Below are 12,253 nucleotides of genomic sequence, written 5' to 3' on the forward strand. Positions count from 1 at the left end.
AATGCCCACCAGTCTGAATGAACATATCGTCTCGTCATTCGAAGACGAGCTGATCAACCTGCACAAGGCCATCTCGGAGATGGGCGGCATGGTGGAGCAGGCCATCATCGACAGCGCCAATGCGCTGCTGCGGCTGGATCATGTCCAGGCCAAGGAAGTCAGGCTCGCCGACCGGGCGATCGACGACAAGCAGCAGGCGATCAACGACATGGCCGTGTCGATCATCGCGCGGCGCCAGCCGATGGCGAGCGACCTGCGCATGGTGTTCACTGCCATTCAGGTGGCCAACGACCTGGAGCGCACCGGCGATATGGCCAAGCAGCTCGCCAAGCGGGCGCTGCAGATCGAGTCCCTTGGCCTCGCGCCGATGTTCTACAATGGCGTCAAGCACATGACGGACCTTGTGGCGCATCAGCTGAAAGTTGCGCTGGACGCCTATTCGTCGCGCAATTCGGCAGAGGCCGTCGAAGTGTGCAACCGGGACGAGGAGGTGGACGCGATCCATAACTCGCTGTTCCGCGAACTGCTGACCTACATGATGGAAGATCCGCGCAACATCACGCAGTGCACGCATCTGCTGTTTTGCACCAAGAGCCTCGAGCGCATCGGGGACCATGCCACCAATATTGCCGAAGCTGCCTATTACCTCGAGACGGGACAGCACCTTTCGGCCGATGAATCCACCCGTCCGCCACGCTGAGTTCTAGACCATGGCTGCCACCATATTGATCGTTGAAGACGAAGAGGATGTCGTCGAGCTGCTGCGCTACAACCTGCAGGCCGAAGGTTTCAAGGTCGTGACCGCGTTGACGGGCGACGAAGCGGTCGAGCGGGTGCGCGACGGGGTTCCCGATCTGATCCTGCTCGACTGGATGCTGCCGGGCCTTTCGGGCATCGAGCTGTGCCGCCGCTGGCGCACGCGGGACGAGACCGCCCGCACGCCGATCATCATGATCACGGCGCGGGGCGAGGAAGAAGAACGCGTGCGCGGGCTGGCGACCGGGGCGGACGACTATGTCGTCAAGCCGTTCTCGATCCCCGAGCTGCTGGCGCGCGTCAATGCGCTGCTGCGCCGCTCGAGCCCGCAACTGGTGACGGCGCTGCTGAAGGCGGGCGATCTGGAACTCGACCGGACCAGCCACCGGGTGCGCCGGGGCGGCCGCGAGGTGCATCTGGGGCCCACGGAGTATCGGTTGCTGGAATATCTGATGCGGCATCCGGGGCGGGTCTATTCGCGCGAGCAGCTGCTCGACGGCGTTTGGGGCACCGATGTCTATGTCGACGAGCGCACCGTGGACGTGCATGTCGGCCGGCTGCGCAAGGCGATCAACCGCCACCGCAATCCCGACCCGATCCGCACGGTGCGCGGCGCCGGCTATTCCTTCGACGAACGGTTCGCCGTCGCCGGCTGAGGCAGGCGACAGCTCCCCTCACCGCCCCGTTGCACCTGACAGCACCGGCCCGATCCGCCTTGCCAAGGCGGGTCGCATCTGGTTGATCTTGCAAGCAATTGGGAGGTTGAGCGATGAAACGCGCACTTGTTGTCTGGGGTGGGCTGGAACTGCATGAGCCTGAAGCGGGGGCGCTGATCGTCCGCGACCTGCTGGCTGACGAGGGTTTCGATGTGACCGTCACCCCCGACTATGCCGCCTTTGGCGACAATCCCGGCCAGTATGACCTGATCGTGCCGCAGATTACCGGTGGCGCGCTGGACCGCGAGCCCTCGATCGCGCTGTGCGATGCGGTGGAAGCCGGCACCGGCGTTGCCGCGTTCCACCACGGGCTGGCGACGACGTTTCCGGGCAATGCGCGGTTCCGGTTTCTCGCCGGCTGCACCTTTGCCTCGCACCCGGGCAATATCATCGACTACCACGTCGACCCGGTGAAAACCGATGATCCGGTGATGTCGGGGATTTCGCGGTTCGCGCATCACTCGGAGCAGTATTTCCTGCATGTCGACCCGAGCGTCGAGGTGCTGGCGACCACAACCTTTTCGGGCGAGCACGCCTCATGGAAAAAGGATGTGGTGGTACCGGTGGTGTTCAAGAGCCGCTATGGCGCGGGGCGCGTGTTCTATACGGCGCTGGGGCATGTGGCGGCCGAGCTGGCGCAGCCGGAAGTGCGCACGATCCTCAAAAGGGGGCTGCTATGGGCGAGCCGTTGATCCCGACGCGGCCGATCGGCCAGACCGGGCTGGAGGTGACGCGGATCGGCTTCGGCGGTGCGCCAATCGGGTTCCTCGACAAGGCGCCATCGGATGCGGACGCCCAGGACCTGCTGCAGGCCGCATGGGACGCCGGCATCCGCTATTTCGATACAGCGCCGTTCTACGGCTCGGGCCTGTCGGAGCGGCGGATCGGCGACTTTCTGCGCGGCAAGGCGCGCGACAGCTATGTGCTGTCGTCCAAGGTGGGCCGGCTGCTGGTGCCCGACCGCGCCTGGGCCGTGGACAGGTTCGGCAGCGCCCGCGCCCTACCCTTCCGGCCGGAGTTCGACTTCACCTATGACGGGGTGATGCGCAGCTTCGAGCATTCGCTGCAGCGGCTGGGGCTGGAGCGGATCGACATCCTGTTCCTCCACGATATCGGCCGGTTCGCGCAAAACGATCAGCACGCGCAACGCTGGGACGAAGTGACGACCGGCGGTGGCATCCGTGCGCTGACCGCATTGCGCGACCAGGGCGTGGTGCGTGGCATCGGCGCCGGTGTCAACGAATGGCCGGTGATCAACGACCTGCTCGATGAAGCGGCGTTCGATGTGTTCCTGCTGGCCAATCGCTATACGCTGCTCGATCAGGAGGTGATCGATACGCTGCTGCCGCGCTGCGAGCGCGAGGGTGTGGCGATCATCGATGGGGCGCCGCTCAACAGTGGCATTCTGGCGACCGGCCCGATCCCCGACGCGCGGTTCGACTATGCGCCAGCGAGCGAGGCGATGCTGGAAAAGACCCGGCGGATCGAGGAAGCGTGCAAGCGGCATGGCACGACGCTGATCCACGCCGCGCTGAATTTTCCGCTCGGACACGCCGCAATCACGGCAATCATTCCGGGCTTCTCGACAATGACAGAATTCCGCGACAACCTTGCGGGCTATCGCAAACCGATTGCGCCGGAACTGTGGATCGAACTCAAGGCCGACGGGCTGATCCACCCCAAGGCGCCTGCACCGCAAACGCCGATCCTTGCTTGAGGATCCGATACGACGACCGAGGAGACCCTGTTCATGGGCGAACGCATCAAACTGACCGCATCGGACGGTTTTGAACTCAATGCCTATCGTGCCGAGCCCGAGGGCAAGGCGCGCGGTGCCGTTGTGGTGATCCAGGAGGTCTGGGGGCTGAGCGATTTCGTGCGCTCGGTCGTCGACCGGTATGCGCAGAACGGCTATCTCGCGGTGGCGCCGGCGATGTTCGACCGGATCGAGTACGGCTATGAGAGCAACGACTATTCGAACGAGCAGTTCGCGGTGATCGGCGCGCTGCTGAAGAAGTTCGATGCCTCGACGGCGATGCTCGATGTCGGCGCGGCGATCGAGGCGGTCAAGAGCGCCGGAAAGGTCGGGATCACCGGCTACTGCTTTGGCGGGCGCATTTCATGGGTCGCCGCCAGCCATGGCATGGGGCTGAGCGCGGCATCGGGATTTTATGGCGGCGGCGTGCCGAGCTATATCGATCTCGACCCGCAGGTGCCGACGCAGATGCATTTCGGCGACCAGGACCAGGGCATTCCGCTCGACCAGGTGGACGAGTTGCGCGGCCGGCATCCGGAAGCCGATATCTACGTCTATGAGGGGGACCACGGGTTCTGTAACCACGACCGGCCGGCGACGTTCAACGAGCAGGCGTGCAGGACGGCCTCGCAGCGGACGCTGGAGTTCTTCAATCAGCACCTCGGCTGAGGCGCTGGGGCCGCATTTCGCCTATCTGAGCGACGCTTTTGCCGCCGCGAGGGCTGCGCCGCTGTCGCGGCGAAAGGCCCTGCTGGTGGTGATGCTGGCCGACGGTTTTGCCGACCGGCTGTTCGAGGCAGCCCCAGAAGCCGGGGACCGGCTGGTGTTTCGTGACGGACTGGCAGCAGCCTCCCCGGCACTCGGCACGGTGTTCGCGCTGGCGGGCGGCGGGCCCGCAGCTCCGCATCTCGTGACCGAAGCGGTGGAGGTGCCGCTGGCAGACTATGGCCAGCTGTCGGTCGCCGATTTCATGGTGAGCCTTTACAACGGACACACGGTGCAGCGGGTTCTGATCGCCCTGCCCGACGGCACGCGCCAACCGGTGCACGATATGCTGGATGCGGCGATCGCGGCGCTGGACGAACAAATGCAAAAGGCCGGGTGAACCCCGGCCTTTTTGGTTTCTCAGCGCCGTGCGAGAGGCTCAGCGCTTTTTCTTGTCCATCTGGTGGAAGGCCCGGCGTGCGTGGAATTCGCAGTAGGGCTTGCCCTCTTCAGAGTGCTGACCGCAGAAATAGAAATCGGGCGTCAGCGGATCGCCGATGGGCCACTTGCAGGTCTCTTCGCTGAGCTGCAGCAGGCTGAGACGCTGGTCTTCGGGAATGAAGAGCTCCTGCATCTGCGGCGCCGTATCGAGCTCGGTCTCGAACTCTTCTTCCATCTTGAGCGCCGTGGCGCCCTGAACGGCACCGCCGCCACCACCGCCGCCGCCCATGGGGCGCGACTTCATCATGGTGGCGCCCATGCCGGCGCTTGCCGCACCACTGCTCGTGCCGCGTGCGGCCGGCGACGCGCTCGGCGTGCTGGGACGACGGGGCGCCTGCCGCGGCGTCGTGCGCACACGGGGCGCCGAACTGGCGGGCTTGGCCCGGCCACTCAGCTTCAAGCGATGCACCTTGCCGATTACGGCGTTGCGCGTGACTCCTTCGCCAAGCACGCCCGCAATCTGGCTAGCGCTGAGCCCTTCGAGCCACAGTTTCTTGAGCAGCTCGACGCGTTCCTCAGTCCAGCCCATAGATAGTCAGCTCCTAGTAGTTCAGGATTTTGGGCGGACTCGTACCCTATGCCATTGCGGGGTCCGCAACGGCACGACACACTACGCATCGTAGGTCTTATAGGTCCGCCACACGAGATATCGTGTCCTAACGCCTTGATACTACACGGGCGAGGAAATCGGGATCAAGTGACCGGCCGGTTTTACACGGGGAAAATGCGGCGGGTTTCAGGCGGCGTGTGAACCCTGAGTCAATTCAGTCACTTGGCGGCTCTCCGTTGACTTGCAACGGGCGGAAAGGCATATGGAAAAGCCTGCAACGCGCCGCTTCCGCAGCGCGTTTTTGGTTTTTGTGGGGGTTTTGCAACACCTCCATCCCGCCTGCCAAAAGAACCCATGAAAGGGATATCGACATGTCTGCGCTGTACGGCACGTATGCCCGGTCCGACCTTGCCTTCGAGCGGGGAGAAGGCGTGCGACTGTTCGACCAGCATGGCACCCGATATCTCGATTTCCACTCGGGCATTGCGGTGAATGCACTGGGCCATGCCCACCCGCATATGGTGGAAAGCCTGCAGGCGGCTGCGTGCAAGGTGTGGCACACCTCGAACGTCTTCACCATTCCCGAGCAGGAAAAGCTGGCCCAGCGGCTGGTGGACAATACGTTCGCCGATGCGGTGTTCTTCACCAACTCCGGCACCGAGGCGGTGGAATGCGCGATCAAGACCGCGCGGCACCACTATTGGGCCAAGGGCGAGACTGAGCGCAGCGACATCATTGCGTTCACCGGCGCCTTTCATGGCCGCACGATGGGTGCGATCGCCGCGGGCGGCAACCCGAGCTATCTCGAAGGGTTCGGCACGCCGCTGGCCGGGTTCAAGCACACCGCGCCTGGCGACCTCGCTGCGGTCGAAGCGCTGATCGACGACAAGACCTGCGCCATCCTGATCGAGCCGGTGCAGGGCGAAGGCGGGGTGACCGCCATGTCGGTCGAGTTCATGCGCGGGTTGCGGGCACTGTGCGACACGCATGGCCTGCTGCTGGTGCTGGACGAAGTGCAGTGCGGCTATGGCCGCTCGGGGCGCTTCTTTGCCTATGACTATGCCGAGATCGAGCCCGATATCATGGCCGTGGCCAAGGGTATCGGCGGCGGCTTTCCGCTCGGCGCCTGCCTCGCCAAGGGCGAAGCGGCGAAATCCATGGTGCCGGGCACGCATGGCTCGACCTACGGCGGCAACCCGCTGGCCTGTGCCATGGGCAATGCGGTGCTCGACGTGATGCTGGAGCCCGGCTTCTTCGCGCATGTTGAGGAGATGGGCAACAAGCTCGCCTGGCACATGCAGCAGCTGCAGCAGCGGTTTCCGCAATATGTGCTGGATGTGCGCGGCAAGGGCCTGCTGGCCGGTATAAAGATCACCCCGCCGGTGCGCGATTTCGTGGCTCGGTTGCGCGACGACCATCACATGCTGGCCCAGGGCGCGGGCGAGAACGTGCTGCGCCTGTTGCCGCCGCTGATCGTCACCGAAGCCGAGATCGCTGAGGCTGCCGAGACACTGGCGGCCGCGTTCGAGGCGATCGACCGCGAGACAGCCACAGCCTGAATTCCCTATTTCCGCCGTGCGCCAGGACTGACGGCGCGCAGAACAGGAGTCCTCATGACCGCCCCACGGCATTTCATCAATCTCGACGACTTCGAAGCTGACACCCTGCGGGGCATGCTGAACCTTGCCAGCGAGTTGAAGGCCGGCATCGCCAAAGGCGAGCGCCCGCTGCTGCTGAAGGACAAGGTGCTGGCGATGATCTTCGAGCGCCAGTCGACCCGGACCCGCGTCAGCTTTGACGTCGGCATGCGGCAGCTGGGCGGCGAGACGCTGTTTCTGAGCGGCGCCGAAATGCAGCTGAGCCGCGAGGAAACGCTGAGCGACACCGCCAAGGTGATGAGCCGCTATGTCGATGCGATCATGATCCGCATTCTGACCCATGCGGACCTGCTGGAACTGGCGGAATCGGCGACGGTGCCAGTGATCAACGGGCTGACCCGCCGGGCACACCCATGCCAGGTGATGGCCGATGTGCTGACCTATGAAGAGCACCGCGGCAACATCAAGAACGCCAAGGTGGCCTGGGTCGGCGACAGCAACAATGTGCTGGCCTCATGGGTAAACGCCGCCGTGCTGTTCGGCGCGGAGCTAACGATTGCCGTGCCCGAAGAATATGCGCCGGAAAAGGACCTTTTGACCGATATTCGCCGGGCGGGCAGTTCGGTGCGGCTGATCGAGGACCCCGAGGAAGCGGTGAAGGATGCCGATCTGGTGATCACCGACACCTGGGTGTCGATGGGCGATGCGGACGCGGCTGAGCGGCGCCGGGCCTTGAAACCCTACCAGGTGAACACCAGCTTGATGGGCTTGGCGGACAAGGATGCGCTCTTCATGCATTGCCTGCCCGCGCACCGCGGCGACGAGGTTACCGACGAGGTCATCGATGGCCCGCAGTCGGTGGTCTTCGACGAAGCCGAAAACCGTCTTCACGCACAAAAGGCGATCCTCTGCTGGAGCTTGGGGGTCGGAAACATCTGATGGCAGAAACGCAGCTGAGCACACTTGGTCTCGACCGCCCCGAAAGCGGCGACGACGTGGTGGTGCCGTTCACCCTCGATACTCTGGATGCGCGGGGGCGGATCGTCCGGCTCGGCGATGCACTCGACGCCATCCTGACCCGACACAATTATCCCGAACCGGTGGCACGCCTGTTGGGCGAAGCCGTCGTGCTCGCTGCACTGATGGGCTCGTCGCTGAAGTTTGCCGGCAAGTTCATCATGCAGACCCAGACCGATGGGCCGGTGAACCTGATGGTCGTCGATTTCGACGCGCCGGACGGGCTGCGCGGCTATGCGCGGTTCGACGCCGATGCTGTGCAGAAGCTCGTGGATGCGGGCCAGGCCCAATCCGGCAAGCTGCTGGGCAACGGCCATCTGGCGATGACGGTCGACCAGGGGGCGCATATGGAGCGCTACCAGGGCATCGTGGCGCTGGAGGGCGGCACGCTGGAAGACGTGGCGCATGGCTATTTCCAGCAGTCGGAGCAAATTCCGACGCTGGTGCGGCTCGCCGTGGCGCAGTTTTCGAAAAAGGGCGACAGCCGGGCGCATTGGCGGGCTGGCGGTTCGCTGGTGCAGTTCCTGCCCGCGCATGGCCAGTCGATGATGCCGGACCTGCCGGGCGACGGCAATTTCGACAACCCGGAAACCGCCGATCCCGATTTCGTCGAAGACGACAAGTGGACGACGACGCGGTCGCTGTTTTCGACCGTGGCCGATGACGAGCTGGCCGACCCCGACCTGTCGGCGGAACGGCTGCTGTACCGGCTGTTCCACGAGACGGGCGTGAGGATTTTCGATCCGATCGAGCTGGTCGAGCGCTGCTCGTGCTCGGCAGAGCGGATCGACGCCATGCTGCGTGACAACTTCACCGCCGAAGAACGGGCGGAAATGACGGTCGACGGCAAGATCGAGGTGGTGTGCGAATTCTGCTCGGCGGAATATCACTTCCACCCGCGCGAGTTTGGCGACGACGAGCCGGCAGCTGACACCAAGCACTAGGCTGCCAAGGCCCTGAAGATCGATCCCCGGGTCTTTGCCCGGGGATGACGACGGAGAAGCCGGCGCCCAGCCCTATCAGCCGACGGCGGTGGCGGTGACGCTGGCACCGGTGGCGTAGAGCGACTTGAGCGCGAGAATGACCGGGCCAGTGAAGGCCGGGTTTTCCGGCAGATCGGCGCCGAAAATCTCGGGCAGCGCCATCAGGCCAGTTGCGAGACGCTCGGGATCGCCACCGGCGGCGTCGGCAATCTCGCGCAGGCGGGAAGCCATCGGGTCCTTGACGTCGATCGCCTCACCCTTTTCGTCGCGGCCCGTGACATAGCGCATCCAGGCGGCAACGCCGAGCGCAAGCCTTTCAATTGATTGATCTTTTTCCAATCGCGCCCGTGCGGTTCCCAGCAGGCGCTGCGGCAGCTTCTGGCTGCCATCCATGGCGATCTGCCAGGTGCGATGCTGCAGAGCTGGGTTGGCAAAGCGGGCCAGCAGTTCGTCGCGATAGGGTGCGAGGACATCGGCGCCCATGGGCAGGGTCGGCATGGCCTCTTCGGTCATCAGATTGCGGATCAGCCGGTGAATGGCCGCATCGGAAATGGCCTCGGACACATACTGGTAGCCCGACAGATAGCCGACATAGGCCATGGTCGAGTGGCTGCCGTTGAGCATGCGCAGCTTCATCAGCTCGAAGGGCTCGACATCGTCCACCAGTTGCGCGCCGACGGTTTCGAAGGGCGGCCGGCCGGCGGGGAAATCATCCTCGATCACCCATTGGGTAAAGGGCTCGGTCATGATCGGCCAGGCGTCGTCGAGCCCGGTCTGTTCGGTGACCAGAGCGCGGTCCTCATCGGTGGTCGCCGGCACGATGCGATCGATCATCGTGGAGGGGAAACTTACGGAGTGAACGTATTTCGTCAGCTTCGTATCGCCCCGCAGTTCCGCCAGCCGCCGCACGATGCGCCGTGCCGTTTCGCCATTTGCCGGCAGATTATCGCAGCTCATTACGGTGAAGGGGACAAGTTCGGCCGCCTGGCGCCTGGCGAGGGCGGCGAGAATGATGCCGGGCGCGCTGATGGGGTCGTCGGGATGGGCGAGATCGTGGACGATATCGGGATGGTCTTCGTCGAGTTCGCCGGTCGCCGGATCGTGGCAATAGCCCTTTTCGGTCACGGTGAGCGAGACGATGCGGATTTTCGGATCCGCCATGGTTTCAATGAGTTCGCTGCGATCGGACGAGGCATCGAGCACATCGAGGACAGAACCGATGATGCGGCAGCGGGTGCCCTCGGCGTCGCGGATGGCAACGGTATAGAGGAAATCCTGCGGGGCGAGCGCATCGCGCGTATCGGGGCGGCGCAACGAGGCGCCGATTATGCCCCAGTCGGGGGCGTCCTTCAGCAGGCTATCGACATAGACGGCCATATGCGCGCGGTGAAAGGCGCCGATCCCCAGATGGACAATGCCCGGCGTGACACCGGAACGGTCGTATTCCATCACAGAAACGCCATCGCGATGAACGGCATCTGACTGGATCTCGGCAAGAGACAAACGCGGCATATACAGACTCCCCAATCTGTTGGCAGGCGGCCCTGAGTGGCGTGGGCAATATGCGCGCCTCCTTAGCCGAGATGCAGGCCAACGAGAACCCGGCTCGGTTGCCAGTCACCGGCAAGATCGGCATAAGCGTTGCCGAGGTCGAGGGAGAATTGAGCGTGACCAAGCGTTTTGCGAGCGTGGGCGAGTGCATGATCGAAATGTCGGGGGGCGAGAACCGCACCTATGGCATGGGCTTTGCGGGGGACACACTGAACACCGCCTGGTATGCGCGGGCGCTGCTGCCGGAGGGCTGGGAGGTCGACTATGTGACGGCACTGGGCGACGATATCTATTCGAGCCAGATGCATGAGTTCCTGAGCGCGGCCGGGATCGGCACCGCGCATATCCAGACCATCGCCGGGCGACGGCCGGGCCTCTACATGATCCATCAGGACAAGGGCGACCGGCACTTCACCTATTGGCGCGGACAATCGGCGGCAAAGCTGATTGCCGAGGATTTTGAAGCACTTGCAGCCGGATTGATGGGCGCCGAGACGGTGTATTTTTCCGGAATTTCGATGGCGATCCTGTCGCCGCGGGCGCGCGGCCGGCTGCTGAAGGCGATCGTCAAGGCGCGGGACGCGGGCGCGCAGGTGGTGTTCGACACGAACCTTCGACCGGCGCTATGGACCTCCGAGGCGGTGATGGCCTCGACCCTGACGGTGGCGGCGACTGTGGCCGATATCGTACTCCCGACGCACCCGGACGAGGCGCCGGTATTCGGCGATGCGAGCCCCGAGGCGACGGCAGAGCGCTATCTGGAGATCGGCGCCAGCGAGGTGGTGGTGAAGAATGGCAGCGAACCGGCCTTCATCGCGACGCGCGACGGGGTGCGCGAATATGTTGCAGCCACAGAGGCCGAAAAGGTTGTGGACGCGACCGGCGCGGGCGACTCGTTCAACGGCGGCTACCTGAGCGCACGGGCGCGCGGAGCCGACCCGGTGGCGGCGGTGAAGGAAGCGCATCGGGTGGCGGGGATCGTCATCGGGCACAAGGGCGCGCTGGTGCAGCCGGAACTGGTGCGGGCGGGCTGAGCTAGCCAGCGGCGATGGCTTTGCGCAGGGCGTCATGCTGGGCGCGGACATTGCGCCGCGACATGATGGCGATGAGCGGCGCCATGAGTGTCATCAGCAGGCCCCTCGGCTGCCAATGGGTGCGATAGACGAGATGGCTGCCGGTGGCCGTCGGGGTGATGCGGTATGAAATCGTCATCGGCGTTTCGCCGAGATTGCCACCCGACAACACCATGGTGAGGCGCTCGTTGACGTCATAGTCGATGAGTTCGCTGCGATAGACATTCACCTTGCCGCCATCGCGCATGGTCATGTCGGAGACGTAACCGGGACCGACAGGACCGTCAGACACGGGCTCGTCGCTGACGATGTTGTCGTTCCACAGCTTGAACCTCTCGAATTCGGTCAGCCAGGCCCAGAGTTCAGCGGGCGTGATGTCGAAGTCGGCTTCACTGGTGATGTCCATTTCGTCCGCTCCCTGTCGCGAAAATACTCGCATGGCGGGATGGCACGGACAAGTTGTTGGGACGCCCGGATCGGGCGGCACTGTACGGTGGGATATTGACGGCAGGCTGAGCAATTACTAGACAAGCGGACCGCCCGGAGGCCCTGCGCACTCAGATGATCTAGACAGCTGCCAGAAACGCCAGAGGTTCGTCTTACAATCCGTGAGTGATCGCACGGGTTTGGACGAAGGCCACGCGCTTGTTCCGATGACGACGTCATTGGACGTGATGCGCGTCGCGATCCTGACCCAGCTCGACAGCTCTCGTTCGACAGCCCTCTGCGTTGGCATCTGAAACCGCCCGATGCGTTCTCTCGGCCGGGATCTGGACCACACCCTACAAAAACCAGCGGCCACTTGCTGAGCGGGCGCGCGACCACGTCGATCCCTTATCGAGGGGTCATCGCGCGATCTGTTCCGACATGTGCCGCAAGAGAAGCGCTCCGACACTGTTCGGGGCGAGAAGGACATTGCGTGCAACCATTGATCTATCACATCGCCACGACGCTCGACGGCTATATCGCCAAAGCTGATGGCAGCGTGCCCGGCTTTGCCATGACGGGCGCACACGCCGACGCATATGTCGCCCAGCTTGAAGAATA

The 12,253-nt window shown here is 64.0% G+C and carries 13 protein-coding genes; 10 read left to right on the plus strand and 3 right to left on the minus strand.

Annotated features, from left to right (window positions below):
* Window position 1 precedes the first annotated feature (1 nt).
* The 6 genes from phoU (at window position 2) to ACN0TK_RS17225 (ending at window position 4,333) form a co-directional block, all read left to right on the plus strand.
* Window positions 2–700 (plus strand): phosphate signaling complex protein PhoU, encoded by a 699-nt coding sequence (gene phoU / locus ACN0TK_RS17200; protein ID WP_417310765.1) that lies wholly within the window; start codon window positions 2–4, stop codon window positions 698–700.
* A 10-nt stretch (window positions 701–710) separates the two neighbouring features.
* Window positions 711–1,412 (plus strand): phosphate regulon transcriptional regulator PhoB, encoded by a 702-nt coding sequence (phoB, locus tag ACN0TK_RS17205; RefSeq protein WP_417310766.1) that lies wholly within the window; start codon window positions 711–713, stop codon window positions 1,410–1,412.
* A gap of 113 nt (window positions 1,413–1,525) precedes the next feature.
* Window positions 1,526–2,164: a ThuA domain-containing protein gene (locus ACN0TK_RS17210; RefSeq protein ID WP_417310767.1), complete on the plus strand. Its 639-nt coding sequence runs from the start codon at window positions 1,526–1,528 to the stop codon at window positions 2,162–2,164.
* A complete protein-coding gene (locus ACN0TK_RS17215; protein WP_417310768.1) occupies window positions 2,149–3,189 on the plus strand; it encodes an aldo/keto reductase in 1,041 nt (346 codons plus the stop codon). The genes ACN0TK_RS17210 and ACN0TK_RS17215 overlap by 16 nt, the downstream gene beginning before the upstream one ends.
* A gap of 33 nt (window positions 3,190–3,222) precedes the next feature.
* Window positions 3,223–3,897 carry a dienelactone hydrolase family protein gene (locus tag ACN0TK_RS17220; RefSeq protein WP_417310769.1) on the plus strand — a complete coding sequence of 225 codons (675 nt, stop codon included), beginning with the start codon at window positions 3,223–3,225 and terminating at the stop codon, window positions 3,895–3,897.
* An 85-nt stretch (window positions 3,898–3,982) separates the two neighbouring features.
* A complete protein-coding gene (locus tag ACN0TK_RS17225; protein ID WP_417310770.1) occupies window positions 3,983–4,333 on the plus strand; it encodes a hypothetical protein in 351 nt (116 codons plus the stop codon).
* 39 nt (window positions 4,334–4,372) lie between these two features.
* Here ACN0TK_RS17225 and ACN0TK_RS17230 read toward each other — a convergent pair whose 3' ends face one another.
* On the minus strand, window positions 4,373–4,963 hold the full coding sequence (locus tag ACN0TK_RS17230) for a GcrA family cell cycle regulator (protein WP_417310771.1): 591 nt from the start codon (window positions 4,961–4,963) through the stop codon (window positions 4,373–4,375).
* 392 nt (window positions 4,964–5,355) lie between these two features.
* Here ACN0TK_RS17230 and ACN0TK_RS17235 point away from each other — a divergent pair, with 392 nt between their 5' ends.
* Genes ACN0TK_RS17235 through ACN0TK_RS17245 form a run of 3 tightly spaced genes read left to right on the plus strand, consistent with a single transcriptional unit; the run spans window position 5,356 to window position 8,543 of the window.
* Complete coding sequence (locus tag ACN0TK_RS17235; protein ID WP_417310772.1) at window positions 5,356–6,543, plus strand: aspartate aminotransferase family protein; 1,188 nt, start codon at window positions 5,356–5,358, stop codon at window positions 6,541–6,543.
* A gap of 54 nt (window positions 6,544–6,597) precedes the next feature.
* The gene (gene argF, locus ACN0TK_RS17240) at window positions 6,598–7,521 is read left to right on the plus strand and encodes an ornithine carbamoyltransferase (protein WP_417310773.1); all 924 of its coding nucleotides are present in this window, start codon (window positions 6,598–6,600) and stop codon (window positions 7,519–7,521) included.
* Entirely contained in the window at window positions 7,521–8,543 is a 1,023-nt protein-coding gene (locus ACN0TK_RS17245) for an Hsp33 family molecular chaperone (RefSeq protein WP_417310774.1), read from the plus strand. Before argF ends, ACN0TK_RS17245 begins: the two co-directional genes overlap by 1 nt.
* 75 nt (window positions 8,544–8,618) lie before the next feature.
* Here ACN0TK_RS17245 and ACN0TK_RS17250 read toward each other — a convergent pair whose 3' ends face one another.
* A complete protein-coding gene (locus ACN0TK_RS17250) occupies window positions 8,619–10,094 on the minus strand; it encodes a mannitol dehydrogenase family protein (RefSeq protein ID WP_417310776.1) in 1,476 nt (491 codons plus the stop codon).
* 50 nt (window positions 10,095–10,144) lie between these two features.
* Here ACN0TK_RS17250 and ACN0TK_RS17255 point away from each other — a divergent pair, with 50 nt between their 5' ends.
* Entirely contained in the window at window positions 10,145–11,167 is a 1,023-nt protein-coding gene (locus ACN0TK_RS17255; protein ID WP_417310777.1) for a sugar kinase, read from the plus strand.
* Window position 11,168: 1 nt separating this feature from the next.
* On the opposite strand, the gene ACN0TK_RS17260 is transcribed toward ACN0TK_RS17255, so the two are convergent.
* Complete coding sequence (locus ACN0TK_RS17260; RefSeq protein ID WP_417310778.1) at window positions 11,169–11,612, minus strand: SRPBCC family protein; 444 nt, start codon at window positions 11,610–11,612, stop codon at window positions 11,169–11,171.
* Window positions 11,613–12,253: the final 641 nt, after the last annotated feature.

It is taken from the genome of Devosia sp., assembly GCF_048261455.1.
In the GTDB taxonomy this organism is placed as follows: Bacteria; Pseudomonadota; Alphaproteobacteria; order Rhizobiales; family Devosiaceae; genus Devosia_A.